The organism is Chryseobacterium sp. HNCC26DJ240 (assembly GCF_057180485.1).
The window spans coordinates 136002-154770 of the sequence record NZ_JBXUGK010000005.1 but is presented as its reverse complement, the minus strand read 5'-3'; the positions used below and the strand labels follow the sequence as shown (position 1 = coordinate 154770).

General features: G+C 34.4%; 16 protein-coding genes and 2 tRNA genes. 5 read left to right on the top strand and 13 right to left on the bottom strand.

Going from position 1 to position 18769, the window contains the following annotated elements; all coding sequences use genetic code 11:
* Positions 1 to 67: 67 nt before the first annotated feature.
* On the bottom strand, positions 68 to 1297 hold the full coding sequence (locus AC2A1G_RS11335; protein ID WP_484047027.1) for an ABC transporter permease: 1230 nt from the start codon (positions 1295 to 1297) through the stop codon (positions 68 to 70).
* Positions 1298 to 1301: 4 nt separating this feature from the next.
* On the opposite strand from AC2A1G_RS11335, the gene AC2A1G_RS11330 reads away from it, so the two are divergent.
* Positions 1302 to 2498: an exo-beta-N-acetylmuramidase NamZ family protein gene (locus tag AC2A1G_RS11330; protein ID WP_484047026.1), complete on the top strand. Its 1197-nt coding sequence runs from the start codon at positions 1302 to 1304 to the stop codon at positions 2496 to 2498.
* 109 nt (positions 2499 to 2607) lie between these two features.
* Here AC2A1G_RS11330 and AC2A1G_RS11325 read toward each other — a convergent pair whose 3' ends face one another.
* The 12 genes from AC2A1G_RS11325 to AC2A1G_RS11270 all read right to left on the bottom strand — a co-directional run bounded on the left by AC2A1G_RS11325 (position 2608) and on the right by AC2A1G_RS11270 (position 14119).
* Entirely contained in the window at positions 2608 to 2814 is a 207-nt protein-coding gene (locus tag AC2A1G_RS11325; RefSeq protein ID WP_484047025.1) for a hypothetical protein, read from the bottom strand.
* A gap of 2 nt (positions 2815 to 2816) precedes the next feature.
* Complete coding sequence (locus AC2A1G_RS11320) at positions 2817 to 3470, bottom strand: DUF3575 domain-containing protein (protein ID WP_484047024.1); 654 nt, start codon at positions 3468 to 3470, stop codon at positions 2817 to 2819.
* Between the two features lie 5 nt (positions 3471 to 3475).
* Entirely contained in the window at positions 3476 to 4657 is a 1182-nt protein-coding gene (locus AC2A1G_RS11315; RefSeq protein WP_484047023.1) for a thioredoxin family protein, read from the bottom strand.
* Positions 4658 to 4745: 88 nt separating this feature from the next.
* Positions 4746 to 5765, bottom strand: a complete 1020-nt coding sequence (locus tag AC2A1G_RS11310) for a sulfite exporter TauE/SafE family protein (RefSeq protein WP_484047022.1) — start codon at positions 5763 to 5765, stop codon at positions 4746 to 4748.
* A gap of 12 nt (positions 5766 to 5777) precedes the next feature.
* Positions 5778 to 6572, bottom strand: a complete 795-nt coding sequence (locus AC2A1G_RS11305; protein ID WP_484047021.1) for a phosphatase PAP2 family protein — start codon at positions 6570 to 6572, stop codon at positions 5778 to 5780.
* Positions 6573 to 6598: 26 nt separating this feature from the next.
* A complete protein-coding gene (locus AC2A1G_RS11300) occupies positions 6599 to 8575 on the bottom strand; it encodes an LTA synthase family protein (protein WP_484047020.1) in 1977 nt (658 codons plus the stop codon).
* A 53-nt stretch (positions 8576 to 8628) separates the two neighbouring features.
* Complete coding sequence (locus tag AC2A1G_RS11295) at positions 8629 to 9921, bottom strand: sensor histidine kinase (RefSeq protein ID WP_484047019.1); 1293 nt, start codon at positions 9919 to 9921, stop codon at positions 8629 to 8631.
* Positions 9922 to 9931: 10 nt separating this feature from the next.
* Positions 9932 to 10612, bottom strand: coding sequence for a response regulator transcription factor (locus AC2A1G_RS11290; RefSeq protein WP_484047018.1), 681 nt, complete (start codon positions 10610 to 10612; stop codon positions 9932 to 9934).
* 98 nt (positions 10613 to 10710) lie between these two features.
* Positions 10711 to 10783: transfer RNA gene (locus AC2A1G_RS11285), tRNA-Phe, on the bottom strand.
* A 63-nt stretch (positions 10784 to 10846) separates the two neighbouring features.
* Positions 10847 to 10919: transfer RNA gene (locus AC2A1G_RS11280), tRNA-Phe, on the bottom strand.
* A gap of 97 nt (positions 10920 to 11016) precedes the next feature.
* The gene (locus tag AC2A1G_RS11275; protein ID WP_484047017.1) at positions 11017 to 12858 is read right to left on the bottom strand and encodes a lysophospholipid acyltransferase family protein; all 1842 of its coding nucleotides are present in this window, start codon (positions 12856 to 12858) and stop codon (positions 11017 to 11019) included.
* A gap of 22 nt (positions 12859 to 12880) precedes the next feature.
* Positions 12881 to 14119, bottom strand: coding sequence for an aspartate kinase (locus AC2A1G_RS11270; protein WP_484047016.1), 1239 nt, complete (start codon positions 14117 to 14119; stop codon positions 12881 to 12883).
* Positions 14120 to 14285: 166 nt separating this feature from the next.
* On the opposite strand from AC2A1G_RS11270, the gene AC2A1G_RS11265 reads away from it, so the two are divergent.
* The 4 genes from AC2A1G_RS11265 to AC2A1G_RS11250 all read left to right on the top strand — a co-directional run bounded on the left by AC2A1G_RS11265 (position 14286) and on the right by AC2A1G_RS11250 (position 18653).
* A complete protein-coding gene (locus tag AC2A1G_RS11265; RefSeq protein ID WP_484047015.1) occupies positions 14286 to 15446 on the top strand; it encodes a hypothetical protein in 1161 nt (386 codons plus the stop codon).
* Complete coding sequence (locus AC2A1G_RS11260) at positions 15436 to 16557, top strand: WG repeat-containing protein (RefSeq protein ID WP_484047014.1); 1122 nt, start codon at positions 15436 to 15438, stop codon at positions 16555 to 16557. Before AC2A1G_RS11265 ends, AC2A1G_RS11260 begins: the two co-directional genes overlap by 11 nt.
* 71 nt (positions 16558 to 16628) lie before the next feature.
* Entirely contained in the window at positions 16629 to 17645 is a 1017-nt protein-coding gene (gene fbp, locus AC2A1G_RS11255; RefSeq protein WP_484047013.1) for a class 1 fructose-bisphosphatase, read from the top strand.
* Entirely contained in the window at positions 17646 to 18653 is a 1008-nt protein-coding gene (locus AC2A1G_RS11250) for an o-succinylbenzoate synthase (RefSeq protein ID WP_484047012.1), read from the top strand.
* The last annotated feature ends 116 nt before the right edge of the window (positions 18654 to 18769 follow it).

The window sequence follows — 18769 nt, the reverse complement described above, 5'->3', positions numbered from 1 at the left end:
ACAGTTTCAAACTTCAGTTTCAAAGTCTGAAATTTTCGGAATTTTTTGAGTGGCAGAAAGTTTCGTTTTAATTATATTTAATTGCTTTTACCGGAGAAATTTTGCTGATAAGATAACTTGGAATTATCAATGCTAAACCTGAAATAATTAAAATCCCAACCGAAATCGAAATAATTGCCAAAGGATCAAGATCCACCGGAACTGTGCTTACGTAATAGTTGGCAGGATTCAGTTTTATAATTCCGAAAAAACGTTGAATTAAAAGCAGCGCAAGCCCGATGGCATTACCAAAAACAAGTCCGGGAACCATAATAATTAAAGTGTAATTGATAAAGGTAGCTCTGATTTGGGCATTGGTTGCTCCCAAAGTTTTAAGCAAACCAATCGAATTTGTTCTCTCAATAATCAAAATTAAAAGAACCATAATGATATTGATGATGACCACAATGAGCATGATAACGATAATTAGGGCAATATTTACGTCAAAAATGCTGATCCAGTCGGTAATTTGAGGGTATTTTTCGGTTGCTGTTTCTATGAAATTTTTATAACCGATAAATTTTTCGATGTCAGGATGAGGTTTATCGATGTCGTTTACATTTTTAAAGAAAATATCAAGTCCGCCGATCTCATCGGGCTTCATATCCATAATTTTTCTTACATGATTTATTCCGCCTAAAACCATTTGATCATCAATCATTTTGATGTCGGTTTTATAAATTCCAACCACTTCAAAGTTTCTGTATATGGGCTGTTGATCTGCTTTTGAGAATATAGTTACAATGCTGTCATGAAGTTTCAGATGAAGGTCTGCAGCAAGTTTTTGTGAAATAGTAACTCCGTTGTAATAACCTTTTTCTGTTACTTGTGGAGCAGTACCCTCCAACAGAAATTTTTTAAATCTCAAGCTGTCGAAGTCCTTACCTACACCTTTAAAAATAATACCTGCAAAATCTTTCTCAGTCCTCATAATTCCGGTTACGGTTGCATATTTCTGTACACCCGAAACTGTTGGGATTTCTAATATTTTTTTGATGTTTAAACCATTATTGTCAAGAACCGAGGTGTTGTAGGAAGAATTGGATCGGGTTGATTTCACATTAATATGTCCGGTGAAATCTGCTAATCTCTCTTTAATAGCCTTTTTAGAGCCATATCCCGTAGAAATGGTGATGAGCGAAACGATGATTCCAATCGCGACGGAGAGTCTGCCAATAACGATAATCACCCGTGACAGGTTATTTTTATTATCTTTGGAAAACGCTATTTTTCTTGAGAAATATAAAGGAAACTTCAAGCTTATGAATTTAGATTTCAAAATTAAAGATTTACTTCTTATGTGCCTAATTTTTTTAGGAACATTCATTCACAGCTTTGCACAAAGTAAAGATCAGAATACTTTCAAAACGGGAGCAGACCAGCCGGAACTGTATCTGCCGATGCTGAAAGACAAAAGTATTGCAATCGTGACCAATCAAACCGGTTTGCTTAAAGATAAAACCCATCTGGTTGATTTTTTGGTTAAAAATAATATTAAAATTAAATCGATTTTCGCTCCGGAACATGGTTTCAGAGGGGATGCCGATGCCGGTGAAAAGGTGAAAAACGGTGTGGATGTGAAAACAGGAATTGCCATAGTTTCACTATACGGATCCAATAAAAAGCCCAAACCTGAGCAGTTGAAAGGGGTTGATATTGTTCTTTTTGATATTCAGGATGTTGGAGTGAGATTTTATACTTACATCTCAACTTTAACTTATGTAATGGAAGCTTGCGCTGAGAATAGCGTTGAAGTAATCGTTCTCGACAGACCAAATCCACAAGACGGCTACGTAGATGGTCCTGTTTTAAAAAAGAAATGGGAAAGTTTTGTAGGAATGCACGAAGTTCCTGTTGTTTATGGTTTGACGATTGGCGAATACGGAAAAATGGTGAACGGCGAAAAGTGGCTCAAAAATGGTGTTCAGGCAAAATATTCTTTGGTTAAAATGCAGAACTATCACAAGAAAGAACACTACCCAATTTCAGATAAACCTTCCCCGAATTTACCCAATGATAAATCAATCAATCTGTATCCAAGTCTTTGTTTTTTTGAAGGAACTCAGGTTTCTGTAGGGCGTGGAACGACCTTGCCTTTTCAAATCTACGGTTCTCCGTGGACGAAAAATCTTTCTTATCAATTCACTCCAAAACCAACCAACGGGGCAAAAGATCCTTTCTTAAACGGACAATTATGTTACGGAGAAGATCTTTCAAATTACAAAAATGATTTAAGAGAATTGAATCTTGAATGGCTTTTAAAAGCGTACAAAAACTATAAAAATCCTCAACAGGACTTTTTCCTGAAAAATTTATTCTTTGATAAACTTGCCGGAAGTGATGAATTGAGAAAGCAAATTATCGCTGGAAAGTCTGAAAAAGAAATCAAAGCTTCATGGCAGACTGACCTTGAAAAATTTAAGAAAATCAGAGCAAAATATGTTCTGTATGAAAATTAATCAGTAAATATTTACAGGTATTACAGCAAAAAACCGTCGGAGCCATTGGCTCCGACGGTTTTGTTATATTTTATGAAATGAATTTTAATTCAATTTAAATTCATTCGAGTTAATCAAAATTCTGTGGCGGACTGTTGTCATTCTTCCCTCTGTTGTAAATGATAAGTCCGATGGTTAAGCCAACGATGCCACATGCTGCTGTCAGTAACGCTCTTTCAAGTTTATCTGGCTCGTTGTTTCCTATGTAATTCATGGCGAAAAGAATGGCAAAAGTGATTGCCATTATGATAATGTGGTTTCTTCCGAAAAGTTTCATAATTATCTGATTTTATAAGCAATCATAATTCCACCTCTGTAAGGTAAAATTTCACCACTTCTATTGTATCCTGCTGCTGCATCATATCTTTTTCCGGTTCCTCTTTCGTACCCTTTGTAGAAATCCTGAGAAGTTCCGATGCTTCCGTAAATATCCATAGACCACTTATCAGAAAGCCTGAATTGATATCCTGCAGTACCTCCAAAAATCACAGAATATCCTTTTTGGTAAAGATCAGATTTTGTAAATACTTCATTTTTTTCATTAATGTATGGCTCATCCGGCCAGTAATTCCATTTTTGAAATGTATATGCAGAGCCTGCAATGTTTGCTCCCAGATAAAAACCACTAAAAGCTTCTTTAAAATAATATCTTCCTTCGATTGAAGCAGAATAATACTGAAGCTCATGTCCTGCAAAAGATTTCCATGGAGAAATCAAAACATCTCCCTGCAAAGTAATTTTTTTAGACAACTGAAATTCTCCGGCTACATTGACTATACCGATTGGCAAAAAAAGAGCGTTGGCTTTCAGTCTCAATCCTTTTTCAGAACTATCATTCTGAGCCATAGTTCCTGTAGGAGTTACCTCATTCTGCTGGGCTTTTAAACCTGCCACAGAAGCTAATGTAACAATAGCTAATAAAATATTTTTCAAAGCTTTTATTTTTTAATTTGATTCAATAATTCTTCAGATAATCTGGCATCTTTTCCGTTCTGTTTTGCTATTGTGCTGGAAAATTCAGCAAAACTTTTTGCCTGTTCTTTATTTCCTGTAAGAAAATAAAGTTTAGCTAAAATGTAAGTGTTTTCTGCTGTTTCACCACGCATTACAGATTTTTCTGCCCATTCTGCCGCTTTTTTCAGCGACGTTTTATCTTTTACATTTTCGGCAAAAATCCATGCGGCTTTTAAAGTTTCATTTGGCTCAAAAAGGTCTGGGTTTTTATAATATTCCAAAGCCGTTTTTTCGTATTCTGGGTAATTGGCATTTTGCTCGTAGAAGCCAAGCTTTATTTGATTAAGTTTTTTTGAAGCCACTTCTTTTCCTACCAAAGGTTCAGCTGTGGCCATAAATTTCGCATCATCAATTTTGTTATTCTTAGCATCAATGGCAGTTTCCATAACATCTGCAAGTAAAATCTGATTTTTGTATTCATTGTAACTTTCTTCGGGCAAAAACTGAATAATTTCAGCTTTCTTATCCACCAAAAATTTAAAATTGGCATCTTTGGAAGATTTAATGAAGAAAAATAAAAACCCGGCTTCCTCTTTTGTTAAAGGTTCGTTGGCTTTTTTTGTTGCAAAATATTTTTCAGAAGCTTTTTTTGCAAATTCAAAATCTGAAGTAGAATTCAGTTTCATAATGTTCATCAGAAATTCAGGACTGCTTTCCCCTTTTGCAAAACGGTCTTTCATAGATCCGCCTTTAGAATTTCCGGCGTTCACATCCTGAGCCATCGAAAGAAAAAGACTTGGCTCCATATAACCGTAATTTTGCGAAACCATTTCACCATCGCCATTCAGAAAAAGAAAAGTAGGATAGGAGCGTACTGCAAACTTTTGGGCAATCTCTCTTCCTTCACCTTTTTCCATGTCGATTCTTGAGCTGACGAAATTTTTATTGAAATAATCTCCGACTGATTTTTGAGTGAAAACATTTCTGTCCATCATTTTGCACGGACCGCACCAAACTGCGTAAGCATCAATGAAAACGAGCTTTTTTTCTTTCTTGGCTTTGGCAAGAAGGTCTTTAAATGCGCTTTGGTCAAATTTAATTCCTTCCTCCTGAGCAAATGTGAATGAGAATATGAGAATGAAGAATGTCGTAACTAAGTTTTTCATTTTTAATTTAAAAAATTGAACAAGCGAAGATACTTATTTTTGATTTTATATCACTTGTTATTGTTCTGAAAATTAAGTTTTAGAAGCTTTAAAGCTCAAATTTCGTAAGCTTTCCCTCTTTGTAACAGTAAAATTCATAAGCCGGATCTTCTGCAAACTTAAATACTTTTTCCAAATGGATAGCATCGTAGTTTGGAATGAGATTGTTATAATGTTGTTTTAGATGTGAAGGTAATTCTGTAGGATGAATCGGTCTTTCCACCTCAAATCCGTCATCGTAAGCAAATTCGACTATAAAATCTGTATTCCGCCAGGAGATCACCGATTCTTTCTGATTTGTTGAAACAGAAATCTGATCATCCAGAATTATTTTCTGTCCCGTTCCAGCAAACAGAACAATTCCAGAAATAACCATCGATCCGAAACCAATTTTTTTGAAAATAAATTCGCTCAGATAAGGAAGAATGTATTTTACCGTAAATGATGAAATTACTGCTCCCAAAGCAATTGCAAGACCAATCCACAAAGCGTGCTTAGAGAATAATCCCAAAGAAATATAGATGATGATTTTGATGAAATGAAGAAAAATCTCATTAGCCGCTCTTGTTGCAACAATTTCTTCTTTTGTCAATCCAAATTTCAGATAAAAACGGTTAAAAAGCAATCCGATTGCACCGGTAATTCCAGAAACGAAACCGGCGCAAACTCCAATTATTGCTAAAAGAAATTTCGGATAAGGTTTCTCTGAATCTTTTTCTGATTTTTTAGATTTAAATAATTCAGGCAAATTAATAATGAGAAAAATCGAAACTATCAGTTGTAAATAATTAGGATTGATGTATTTAATCAGCCATGCTCCCGCAAGAACAGCCGGAATTGAAAAAGGTACAAACCAGAAAAATATTTTCCAGTTGATATGTTTTCTGAAAACCGCAATTCTGGAAGCCGAACTGCTGAAAGTTCCCACCGTTAAAGAAAAAGGAACCACAGAAGCGGGAAGAATCATATTTAAAATCGGAATTAAAATAAGACTCGCACCACCACCACAAATCGCACTGATCCAAAAAGCCAGAATAGTTCCTGCGAAAAGCAAAATAAGATTTAACATGAGATGTAAGATTTAAAAAGTTTTAATAAAACCAATTCCGGCATTTCCTTTTTGATAGTAAGGTGTGATCATCACCTGAGAATTTTTATTTTTTCCACCCAAAAGACTGTTGATTTTCGGATAAAGCCAATAAGCCATTTCGGTAGATAAAATCCCAAATCCAGCTCCTGCAACCACGTCACCGAACCAATGTTTGTTGTTCAGCATTCTGTAAATTCCTGTAAAAACTGCAAAAGAATATCCCGAAATTCCCAATAAGAAATTAGTGTTTTTATATTCCCGATACATAAATTGAGCAGTTGCAAAAGCATTCGCCGTATGACCTGATGGAAAAGACAGACTGTTCGACTGATCTGGTCTTTCTTCCTTAACAATGTGTTTCAGAGGAAGCACAAAAGCCGTTGTAAAAAGCAATGAAGTCCCCAGAATAATACTTCTGTCTCTGAAATTATGTTCGCCTTTTACCCCAAAAGCATTCAGTCCGTAAACCATAGCTCCGGGAGCGTATTGAGTATAGTTGTCTAATCTGATGTGATCGGGCTGATGTTCTGCAATTTCTGTTTTGGTAGAAGAATTGAGATGTTTAATTTCTTCAATACTCAAAGCGGCAACTCCGTAAGAAATAAAAGCAGTCGGAATGATCAGTTTTTTGTAGCTGAACTGATGCAAATTGCTTTTATCCGAAATTAAATTTAGAGCAGATTTATTTTCCAAAGAATCAACAGCCAAACTGTCCTGAGCCTGAAGTTTTGCCATCGAAAACAGAGCTGCGAGAAGCGTATATTTTAATTTTTTAAATGAATTCATTTTAATATAATATTTAGAAAAGATGATTATTTGGACTTCATTTTTCCGTTTTTGAACCTTTCACTTGCCGTTTGATAGTAAGAAATCGTTTCTTTTATCAAGTCTTCATTTTTAAAATTAACTTCAGATAAAGAACGGTCGGTTCCCGAAACTGTAAATTGTTTTACTCTTTTTCGGTCGTCAATCTGCGTGAAAAGGTTGTTGCGCAAAAGTCCTAAAGTGCGGTAGTTGCCGATAAAAGCACGTTCGCTTCCTGGTTTTGTCTGATTGATATCTTTTCCGCAAAGACTGGTTTTGTAATTCCAGTTGAGATACCCGAAAAGAGTAGGCATCAAATCAATTTGAGAAACGAGGCGGTCAATTTTCTGTGGAATCTGATTGTTTACATTATAAATGATTGCAGGAATATGATGTTTTGCAATATTGATTTCCCATTTTCCGGCACTGCTTGCGCAATGATCCGCAACGATGAGAAATACAGTGTTTTTGAACCAAGGTTTTGTTTTCGCCTGAGCAATAAATTTTCCCAAAGCATAGTCTGTATATTTTACAGCACCATTTCTTTCGCCTTGCTGAATATCAATTTTTCCGTTCGGAAAAGTATAAGGTTTGTGGTTGGAAGTCGTCATGACAAACTGAAAAAACGGCTGTTTCTGCTGATAATTATGGTCTGCAAATTTCAAAGACTGTCGGTAAATATCTTCATCGCAGATTCCCCATGCGTTTTCAAAACTAACCTCGCTGTCTTTTATCGGGAATCTTTTGGTTTTTATCTGATCAGATAAAGGATTTCCTCTGTCGCGGTCTACAATATCAAAACCTTGTCCGCCAAAAAAAGTATTCATATTGTCAAAATATCCATCACCGCCATAAATAAAGTAGGGATGATAATTTTTCTGTCTTAAAACTGTTGCAATTGAAAAAAGATTTTCATTCTCGGGTCTTCTTACTATGCTGTTTCCAGGAGTTGGCGGTACGGAAAGGGTTAAAGCTTCCATTCCTCTTACGGTTCTTGTTCCTGTTGCATAAAGATTGGTGAAGAAAATACTTTCCTTAGCAAGTTTGTCATAGTTTGGAGTGAGGTTTTCAGTATTTCCAAACGATTTCAGAAAATCTGCACTGAAACTTTCGATAGTAATCAAAATAATATTTGGTCTTTGCTCGTTTTCACTTGAAGTCAATCTTGAAATATCATCCGGAACTTGGCTGGTATATTTTTGATTATCCTGTAAAAGATTTGGTTTTAAAATAGAATAAGCTTCTCTATCAGTCATTTTAGGATAAAACGTTTCATAATCCAGTTCGTTAGAATGATAAGCGGAAATAAAGGAAAAAGTTCCGTTTTTTCCGAGCTCGTTAATGACAAGATTATTGCTGAAATCTGCCTGTTTGTTTTTTAGAATAAAAGATAAAACTGAAATTAAAATGATTGCGGGAAAAGCAAGTTTGAAACGTTTTCCTAAACCTGATTTGTCTGAGAAAGTGTTTCTAAAAATTTTTAATTTAATTAAACCTAAAAAACTGATAACAATTAAACCAATTAAAACTACGATAATTAAAGATAAAGGATAAGACTGATTGATGTTTTCAACGACTTCGTAGGTATAGATAAGATAGTCAACTGCAATAAAATTGAATCTCACTCCAAATTCATCCCAAAATGGAATTTCAGCCAATAAACTGAAGTAAATAATCAACAGAATGATTGCAGTATAAAAATAGGTAAAGCCTTTGTCGAAAAGCGAACCAATCCATTTTCTAGGAAAGAGAAAAATGTATAGAAGATAAATTGCCAGAAAACTTAATCCGGAAAATAAATCAAACAGAAAACCTGTGAAAAAAGCTCTCAGAACTTTGATTATATCAAATTCAAGATCATTAAATGACCAAAACAGAAATACAATTCTGATTGCAAAACAAAAAACCAAATACCCAGAAAGGATTGTGAAAAATAAACTGAATCTGCCTTTGAAAATAGAATTCCCCTTGATTTTTGATAACATACTCTACAATTTTGATGTAAAGTACCTGCTCAATTCTGAAGAAATTTTGAATTTTAGATTGTTTGGAAATTTATTTTGAAAGTATGTAAATCATTTTGAAAATCATACTCTACGTTCCAGCCGTGATAACTGCAGATTTCTTTGATGATCGATAACCCTAAACCGCTCCCGTGAGTTTCTGTTGAAGATTTTGAGAATCTTTTAAACAGAATTTCAGATTCTAGTTTGAAACTTCCTGAATTTGAAAATGTGAGATGTTTTTCATTTAAATTTAAAGAAACAATTCCGTTTTGACTGCTGTGACGAATGGCATTGACAAACAAATTATTGATTAAAGTCTCAATCAAACTCAAATTTCCTTTTATGTTGACGGTTTGAAAATCTGTTTTTACTTCAATATTTTTAAATAAAAAATGTTCCTCAAAAACTTCCAGACTTTGCTCTAAAATTTTATTCAAACTTAAGTTTTCTGTTGCATCAAACTGATTATTTTCAATTTTAGCAAGTAAAAGAAGACTTTTATTAATTCTTGAGCTTCTGGTCAATGCTTTGTTAATGTCTTCCGCAATTTGATATTGTTTCTCGGTAAGGTTTTCATCCTGCAGTAAAATATCAAGTTTATGCTGAATGATCGCAAGCGGAGTCTGCAGCTCGTGAGAAGCATTTTCGGTAAATTCTTTTTGGGTTTTAAAAACAGAAATGGTATGATCTATAAGTTTTCTGTGTGATTGACTGAGTTCTTCAAATTCTTTGATATCAGTTTTCTCAAAATCAATTTGTGTCTGATGATTTAGATTAAAAGATTTAAGCTTTTCAAGATTATTTCTGAAAGGTTTCCAAATGGTTTGTGATAATTTTCTGTTTAAAAAAAGAAGTCCCAAAACGATAATGAGAAAAAAGAATATAGTGATTGTCGCAATGGCAGCAATCGTTTCGCGGGATTCTTCAATATTGGTTTCTATGGTAAAAAGATAGGGTTGATTGTTGATGAATACAATCTTCTTTAAAACTCGGTAACGCTCTATATCATTATCCTGACCAAACAAAGTTTTTCTTTCGGTCGTGTAATATTGATCTTTTTTATCTGAAGTTTTCTGGAGTTTTTCAATATTGGTTTCGGGTTGAATTTTATTCCAGAGCTCAAGGCTTTTTTCAAGCTCATCATCAGAAAGTTTTTGATGATTAAACTCGAATGCCGTTTTTTCTGCCACAGTGGTATTATGCTCATCAAGCTCATGTTCCCAAATTGTATCTACCACAAAATAATACACAGGAATACTTATGACCAGTATAATCAGGACATAAATGATGAAAGGTTTTGTGGTTTTGCTTAATAATGGCTTCATCAGTATTTTTTTATGATTTAAAATCCCATTTGTAGCCTGTTCCATACACCGTTTTTAGATATTGACTGCAACCTGCTTCCGATAATTTTTTCTTTAAATTTTTCACATGGGCATAAATAAAATCATGATTATCGAGCATATCTGCAAAATCTCCCGAAAGGTGTTCTGCCAAAGTACTTTTTGAGATAACCCGATTTTTATTTCCGATAAAGAAAAGCAACAGATCAAATTCTTTTTTGGTTAAATTAATGTTTTGTGAATTGATAGAAACAGTTTTTGCCAAGACATCAATTTCAAGTTCGTTTTGTTTGATGATATTTGAATTTCCAAACTGCTTTCTTCTGATGATAGAGTAGATTCTCGCCATCAATTCAGATAAATGGAATGGTTTGGTTAAATAATCATCTGCGCCAAGCTGTAGTCCGGTGATTTTATCTTCTAAAGCATTTTTTGCCGAAACAATGATCACCCCGTCCTGTTTATTCTGATTTTTGAGTTCTTCAAGGATTTTTAAACCGCTTCCGCCGGGAAGCATGATGTCTAAAATAATGCAGTCGTACTGAAACATTTCAATTTTATACATAGCATCGCTGAAAGTTTCTGCAAACTCACAGTGGTAATTTTCCTGAGAAAGATATTCTGAAATACTTTTTGACAGTTCTATTTCATCTTCTATGATTAAAATTTTCATATTTCAAATGTAGCAATTCAATTCTGAAGAAATTTTGAAGATGAGAAAATTTTATAGTAAAAAACAAAAAACCACTCTTCAGAAAAGAGTGGTCTAAGTGGTTTCTCCAGGAATCGAACCAGGGACACATGGATTTTCAATCCATTGCTCTACCAACTGAGCTAAGAAACCATTTGGTTTTGTACTTTAAGTTTGGAAGAAAAAACCGCCTTTGGTGAGGCGGTTTTTCTTAAGTGGTTTCTCCAGGAATCGAACCAGGGACACATGGATTTTCAATCCATTGCTCTACCAACTGAGCTAAGAAACCATTCTTGTTACTTCGTTGTTTTAAAGTGATGCAAAAGTAGGAAGTTTTGGTATATGAAGCAAATATTAATCAAACTTTTTTAGATTTAAATAAAAACTTACTGATTTTCAGTCTGATTATTTTCCTGCTCTTTCCTTATCTGCTCGCTCATTTCCTCCAAAACTGGCTTAATAGTGCTTTCCGGAAGGTCGCTTATTCTGATATACATCAATCCGTCAATCGCATCATTGAAGTTCGGGTCTACATTGAAGGCGATAACTTTTGCATTTTGTTTGATATATTTTTTAATTAAAACAGGCATTCTCAGTTCAGGCTCAAGGTCGTCGATGATTTTGTCTAACTTATTCAAATCAGATTCCATTTCATTCAAAAACAGATGTTTATCACGATCTTTAAGCTTTACTTTAAAATCATTTCTCGGTGTAATGTATTGAGCTACAGCAGAATCGTAATAATTTGAACGCATGAATTCAATCATCAGCGATTTTGAAAACTCAGAAAATTTATTTGAAATACTTACACCTCCCATCAAAAATTTATGATCAGGATTTCTGAGGCAAACATGCACAATTCCTCTCCATAAAAGGAAAAGTGGAAGTGGTTTCTGCTGATATTCTTCACAGATATAAGCTCTTCCCATTTCGATCACTTTCTTAAAAAACGGGTGAATGTCCTGTTCAAATTCAAACAAAGAACTTGTGTAAAAGCCTTTGATCCCGAATTTTTTCATCACATCTTTCCCTAATGCCATACGGTAAGCTCCTGCAAGTTTTTCTGCGGCATTATCCCAAAGGAATAAATGATGGTAATGTTTGTCGTACTCATCAAGGTCAAAAGGTAAATTACTGCCTTCTCCAACAGCTCTGAACGTCAATTCCCGCTGTCTCCCGATTTCCCTCATTACAGAAGGGATTTCTTCATAAGGAGTGAAGTAAATCTCGTAATTCCCGTTGCTGAAAAGCATTTTATCGGTTCCTCTCAGTTTGGAAATATCTTTTATAAGATCTTCTTTCGGAGTTTCATCGATGATGTTCTGTACAATATTCTCTTCTTTTAAAAGCGGAAATTTTAGTGATAAATTTTTAAGATTGATAGCCTGTGCCAGCGATTTTCTTTTTTCATAATAAGACTTCATCATGTAGACTTTTCTTCTTAAGAATTCGCCTAATTCCTCTATATTTTCGCTGTCATCCAATACTTTTACAGTAATGGGTTTGCCAATTCTTATTCTGATAGGATCTTCTCTGTCTTTCATCATTTCGGATGGCAACATCAAAGTCTGAAGATTTGGATGCATTTTTGCCACCTGATAAAACATCCGGCTGTTTTTCGCATGGAAATACATAGGAACCACCGGAACTTTAGCCATTTTTATCAGCTTCAGTGCCGGTATTTCCCATTCTTTATCTAAAATTTCTCCGTAAGGATTATTTTTATTTGAAACTTCGCCCGCAGGGAAAATTCCTACGCAACCTCCGTTTTCCAAATGTTTCAATGTTCCCCGCATTCCTGAAGAACTGCTGTAAGCATCTTTTCTTTTTTCGAATGGATTTACCGGTATTACGTAAGGCTCCATTGGTTCAATTTTTTCCAAAAGAAAATTTCCCATCACTTTAAAATCAGGACGGATTTCCGACAGAATTTTGCACATGAGAATACCGTCAATCGCACCCAGCGGATGGTTTGAAACCAATATGAAAGGTCCCGTTTTTGGTACTTTTGCAAGATCTTCTTCAAAAACGATGTAGCTTAAATTTCTTTCTTTCACGAAAGAATCGAAAAAATCTTTGTCTTTTTTATCTTTTAGTTTGTCATAAAGTGTATTGACCTCGTTGATTTTTGTAAGACTCATCACAGCAGAAGCCACAGGATTTTTCAGAAAACCCAGCCGCCCAAGTCCGGAAGCTTTTATAAGATCGTTTTTCGATATTAAACTCATGTTTTTTTAGTCGCAATTAGTTTTATTGTGTTACCATCTGAAGCGTATTTTTGGAAATCTGTTCCAAAAGCACGTTTTTCTGCTGGTAAAACTGATCAATGTTTTCTTTTTTGGCGTGTCTTACGGTAAATAAAGATACATTTTTTATCAGTTCGGTTTTAAATTCTTTCTGCAATTCAGCATTCAGATCATCTGCTTTCAGGAATTTGTCTTCAAGACATAAAGCTAATGAAATTGCCGAATTCTGCATCAAAGAAACTTTAATTTTATATTTAGCTAAAAATGCAAAAACCTGGCTCATGTGATCTTCTGCAATGAATGAGAAGTCTCTCGTTGAGATTTTAAGCAATGTTTGGTCTTCTTTTAAAATGTAAGATTCTTCATTTTGATTGCTTTCTGAAGCGCCAACTTTAGTTCCTGCTTTCGTAGGATCTATAAAAGATTTCACATGAAAAGGAATATTTTTCTGCTGAAGTGGCTGCAAAGTTTTTGGGTGAATTACACTTGCTCCGTAATACGCCATTTCAATAGCTTCTTCGTAAGAAATATTGGATAACAAAGTTACATCTTTAAATTTTCTTGGGTCTCCAGTCATGACTCCGGGAACATCTTTCCAGATCGTCATTGCATCAGCGTCTAAACAGTAAGCGAAAATTGCAGCTGAGTAATCTGAGCCTTCTCTTCCTAAAGTTACAGTGAAATTATTGTCATCTGAGCCAATGAAACCTTGGGTAACATAGCAGATTTCTTTATTTAAATTTGAAATAAATTCTTCAGTTTTTGCCCAATCTACAATACCTTCACGATATGAATTGTCTGTCTGTACATAATCTCTGGCATCCAGCCATTGGTTGGTAAACTGAATTTCATTTAAATATTCACTTACGATTTTTGTAGAAATCATTTCTCCACAACTCACCACCTGATCGTAAACAAAATTGTAGTTTGGAGATTTATTTCTTCTTAAAAATGAATCTATATCATCAAAAAACAGATTGATTTCAGCAAAAACTGCATGACCTTCAGGAAAAAGACCGTTGGCTATCTCAATGTGTTTTCGTTTTATCTTTTCAATTTCGGCTTGGTAATTGTCTTTCTTGAAGTAAAGTTCTACGACCTTCTCCAATTCATTAGTTGTTTTTCCCATTGCAGAGATTACAAGCAGACATTTAGAAAAACCCTGGCTTTCTAATACTGCAGATACATTTTTTACACCTTCGGCATCTTTTACTGATGCACCACCAAATTTAAAGATTTTCATTTAAGTAATTGATTTGCAGTTTTTTAGTTACTGCGCATTAAGATTTTGTTTATTTTTTAATTTTTCAAAATTAAGATTTTACAACGAGAAATGAAAATACGGGTAATATCTGAATCTAAAGATTAATATTTTTTTAAGAAATTTGCCCAACCGATAAAAACCGACAATGAAACGATTATTTTTTCTTTCTTCAGTATTTTTTGTTTTTCAGAATTTATTTTCACAGAGTTATGAAGTAAGATTAAACAACGATGATATCACTTACAATTACGTCGATGATAATAAAGATCGGGGAAATATAAAAATGCATTTCGGAGTTTATGATGGACAATTTTATTTGCTCAATAGAATAAAAGAGAGAAATCCGTCCGGAAAATCTTTACTGTATATTAAAAACTGGGATTTATATATTCTAAGTGATGGTAAAAATGCACAGTACCAAACGTTGAAACAGACATTTCCTAAAGGTGGCTTTTACAAAACGGGGAAACAGAAAATATTTTTTGGAAAGAAAGCAGATGAGTATGTTTTAGAAGGAGATTTGTTGGATATTTCACTTTGGTTTACCACCGGAAGCAACGAAAATAATCCTTTGGAAAAGTATTTTAAAGAAATGAATCTGTTAGGTAATGTACCAGAGGGAAACGTGCTGATAGCAACAGAAATTATGAATCTGGAAGTGGATGCCCATAATTTGACCGCCAGAAATACAGGTATGTATTATCCTGATTTCAGATCTTTTTTTGAGTATGAAAAAGAGTATGAAACCTGCAAAAAGAATCTTCCAAAGCAGGAAGAGTTGATTTTAGGGAAATTAGCAATTCCGGCATCACAAAAATTTACGCATAAAATTACTTCCAGTATTTCATTAAAAAATGAAATTAAAGAATCGACGACCTACGCAGATGAATTCAGGAATTTTGAACTTCAGGTAGACAGAAATCAATCCGGAAAATCTTATTATATCGATTACAAAAACAAATTTGTACTTTACGGCTTTTTGGATGGTACTACTTTCCGTTATGAGAAAGCGTTGCTATTGGCTGGTAATGTTTGCAACAGAAACCGATACATTCTTCTTGAAGATAATAAAGAATATTCCAAAATCATATCTTTAGACCGGGATACACATAATCACTCTATTTCCATGTCTGTGCTCAGTAAAAAAGACAGTCCTTCTTTTGTCTATGAATTCCCTGAGTTTACTACAAAAGGATTTATATCCAAAACAGAAACGCTGGATGACAGATTTAAATTGAGTCGTGTGGAAAAGCTTGCTTCCAAAGAAAATTTCACCATTCAAATCGTTGCTCAAAATGAAAAATAGTCTTTTTGTTCTCGCTCTTCTTTGCTTTCAGATTGTCTTCGCTCAAAAAACACTGATTCCCTATAAAAACGGAAAACTTTGGGGGTACGCCGACGAAAACGGAAGTATTGTGATACAGCCAAAATACGACAGTGTGACATTGTTTTCTAATGAAAAAATGAAGACTGCCATTGTCTCTGAAAATAAAAAAGTGGGTGTCATCGATGAAACCGGAAAAGAAATTCTTCCTAATATTTATAAAAATATTGAATATCTGCGTGATGGAGGACTGTATCGCAGCAGAAGTAAATCTTTTTCCGCAGAAAAGCAGGATGGGATATTTGAACTGTATTCCGGAGTTACCAAAATTGCTGACAATCTTCAGGGGATTAAGTCTGTTGCAGGAAATTTTACTTTGGTCAGGAAAAATAATAAACTTGGAATGTTTGATGATAATGGAAAGGAAGTTTTACCTATCGTTTATAATCAGATTGATTACATTAAATCTACAGATTATGACCGTAAAACAATAAAATACAGAGTCAGTTCTGATCAGGAATCCAAATACATATTATTACCGATAGAAAAAGATGAGAGTGACAGCTATTTCTATGAAACTGTGAGAGTCACCGCACCAATAGACATTGATCTTAAAAATATTTCAAATAAATACCAGATTGAAATACTTAAATGTGTAGATGGGGGCACGCATTGTATTTACAGATCTAAAGGCAAGCTCGGCTATATTAATACGGAAACCAATCAGCGTTTGAAAGCAGAATACGACGGCCTAGAGGCTAAAACTACTTTTGATGAAGTCTACATAATTGCTGATAAAGATGATAAGAAAGCACTTTTAGACACTTCAGGAAATGTTCTGTTGCCTTTTGATAATACGAATCTTATAGTTAAAGAAAGTCTAGTTATAATTGAAAAAAATGGCAGAGAAGGACTTTACTTTTTCAAAACTAAAAAACTAATTCCTTTAAAATATACCACTGTAAAAGGATATTTATACGATGATCATCTTGATATTGTTAATAGTATACTGTTAAAGAGAATGTATAGCATAGATTCTAAAGATTGGTTTTATGCAGGAAGCAACGGAATTGTTTATAAGTCAGACAAATAATATATCAAAATAAATTTGGGAATATATGATAAAAATGCTCAAATTTGTAAAAATCTCAAAAACAACTTACAATGTCGGATCAGTCACTACAGACTCTAGGTGAATTTTTAATTGATAAACAGGAAGATTTTCAGTATTCCACGGGTGAATTTTCCCGTCTTCTAAGTGCTATTAGACTGGCATCTAAGGTAGTAAACAGAGAAGTAAATAAAGCAGGGATTGTAGATATTACAGGAGCTGCTGGGAACCAGAATATTCAGGGTGAAGAGCAACAGAAACTGGATGTTATTGCCAACGATATTTTCATTACAGCACTTTCTCAGAGAGAAGTTGTTTGTGGAATTGCTTCAGAAGAAAACGACGATTTTATCGATATTAAATGCGGTGAAAACGGTCATTTAAGCAAATATGTTGTTTTAATAGATCCTTTGGATGGTTCTTCAAATATTGACGTCAACGTTTCTGTAGGAACTATTTTTTCTATCTACAGACGAGTTACAGAGCCAGGAACTCCTGTTCAGCTGGAAGATTTCTTGCAAAAAGGAATTAATCAGATTGCTGCTGGATACGTGATTTACGGTTCGTCAACAATGATTGTTTACACTACTGGAAATGGCGTGAACGGCTTTACATTGGATCCTTCTTTGGGAACTTATTACCTTTCTCATCCAAACATGAAGTTTCCGGAATCAGGTAAAATTTATTCAATAAACGAAGGAAATTATATTAAATTCCCTCAAGGAGTGAAAAATTACTTAAAATATTGCCAGATGGAAGAAGGTGACCGCCCTTACACTTCCAGATATATAGGTTCTTTGGTTGCAGATTTTCACAGAAATATGCTGAAAGGCGGAATTTATATCTATCCGTCTTACGGTCAGGCTCCTAACGGAAAATTAAGGTTACTGTATGAATGTAACCCAATGGCATTTTTGGCTGAGCAAGCCGGTGGTAAGGCAACTGACGGATTCAGAAGAATTTTAGAAGTTGAACCTACAGAATTACACCAGAGAATTCCATTTTTTGCAGGCAGCATCAATATGGTTGAAAAGGCAGAAGAATTTATGCGAATTGACAGTGTAAAATAGATGACAGCTGAATATTTTAAATATCTATTAGAATTTAAACGCCCGGGAGGAACCTCTCGAGGCGTTTTGCTTGAAAAAGAGACTTTTATTCTTGAAGTTTTTCAGGATGATAAAAAAGGAGTAGGAGAATGCGCTATTTTCAGGGGCTTAAGTTATGATGATAAACCAGATTATGAAGAAAAGCTTCGGTGGCTGTGCGAAAACATCAATCAGGATTCTCTGTTTTTAAAAGAAGAATTAAAAGAATTTCCATCAATATGGTTTGGATATGAACAAGCTGTTTTAAATTTAAAAAATGGCGGGAATCTTTATTTTCCAAGTGAATTTACGGACGGTAGAATTCCAATCATCATCAATGGTTTGATTTGGATGGGTGATATCGATTTCATGCAAGAACAGATTCAGGAAAAACTTAATCAGGGCTTTCACTGTATAAAACTAAAAATCGGAGTCAACTGGATATCTGAGCACGAAATTATTCAGAAACTAAGACAGAAATTTTCAAGACAACAGCTTGAGATTCGGGTTGATGCCAATGGAGGTTTCACAAAAGATGAGGCAAAAATAGTTTTGCAGCAGTTAGCAGATTTAGATATTCATTCAATTGAGCAGCCTATAAAAGCTGGAAACTGGAATGATATGGCAGAACTGTGTACCGAAACTCCTACACCGATTGCCTTGGATGAAGAACTGATTGGTATCATTGATTTTAATAAAAAACAAAAGCTGTTAGAAAAAATAAAACCTCAATATATTATTCTTAAACCCGCATTGTTAGGAGGTTTTTTAGGTTGTGACGAATGGATTTCTCTGGCTGAAGAGCAAAAAATAGGCTGGTGGATTACTTCCGCTTTGGAAAGCAATATAGGATTAAATGCTATTGCACAATATACATTTACAAAAAATAACAGTATGCCTCAAGGTTTGGGTACGGGAGGATTATTTACAAATAATTTTGAAAGTCATCTCAATCTGGAAAGAGATAAGCTTTATTTTGGTTTAAAGTAAATCAAGGTTTTTAAACTACATCTTCAGCAAAAATTGCTCTTTTAAGGTAATTTAAAAAGGTGGTAAACTTTCTCTTCATAGTTTTCATTTTGGTAGTGTTGGGGGATGACAAAGTT

Excerpts from the sequence above, each read along its gene's own strand:
- AC2A1G_RS11275 (WP_484047017.1), bottom strand. The coding sequence starts at position 12,858 with ATGAGTTTAATATCGAAAAACGATCTTATAAAAGCTTCCGGACTTGGG.
- AC2A1G_RS11300 (WP_484047020.1), bottom strand. The coding sequence starts at position 8,575 with ATGTTATCAAAAATCAAGGGGAATTCTATTTTCAAAGGCAGATTCAGT.
- AC2A1G_RS11265 (WP_484047015.1), top strand. The coding sequence starts at position 14,286 with ATGAAACGATTATTTTTTCTTTCTTCAGTATTTTTTGTTTTTCAGAAT.
- AC2A1G_RS11325 (WP_484047025.1), bottom strand. The coding sequence starts at position 2,814 with ATGAAACTTTTCGGAAGAAACCACATTATCATAATGGCAATCACTTTT.
- AC2A1G_RS11295 (WP_484047019.1), bottom strand. The coding sequence starts at position 9,921 with ATGAAGCCATTATTAAGCAAAACCACAAAACCTTTCATCATTTATGTC.
- fbp (WP_484047013.1), top strand. The coding sequence starts at position 16,629 with ATGTCGGATCAGTCACTACAGACTCTAGGTGAATTTTTAATTGATAAA.
- AC2A1G_RS11290 (WP_484047018.1), bottom strand. The coding sequence starts at position 10,612 with ATGAAAATTTTAATCATAGAAGATGAAATAGAACTGTCAAAAAGTATT.
- AC2A1G_RS11250 (WP_484047012.1), top strand. The coding sequence starts at position 17,646 with ATGACAGCTGAATATTTTAAATATCTATTAGAATTTAAACGCCCGGGA.
- AC2A1G_RS11270 (WP_484047016.1), bottom strand. The coding sequence starts at position 14,119 with ATGAAAATCTTTAAATTTGGTGGTGCATCAGTAAAAGATGCCGAAGGT.
- AC2A1G_RS11315 (WP_484047023.1), bottom strand. The coding sequence starts at position 4,657 with ATGAAAAACTTAGTTACGACATTCTTCATTCTCATATTCTCATTCACA.
- AC2A1G_RS11310 (WP_484047022.1), bottom strand. The coding sequence starts at position 5,765 with ATGTTAAATCTTATTTTGCTTTTCGCAGGAACTATTCTGGCTTTTTGG.
- AC2A1G_RS11305 (WP_484047021.1), bottom strand. The coding sequence starts at position 6,572 with ATGAATTCATTTAAAAAATTAAAATATACGCTTCTCGCAGCTCTGTTT.
- AC2A1G_RS11260 (WP_484047014.1), top strand. The coding sequence starts at position 15,436 with ATGAAAAATAGTCTTTTTGTTCTCGCTCTTCTTTGCTTTCAGATTGTC.
- AC2A1G_RS11330 (WP_484047026.1), top strand. The coding sequence starts at position 1,302 with ATGAATTTAGATTTCAAAATTAAAGATTTACTTCTTATGTGCCTAATT.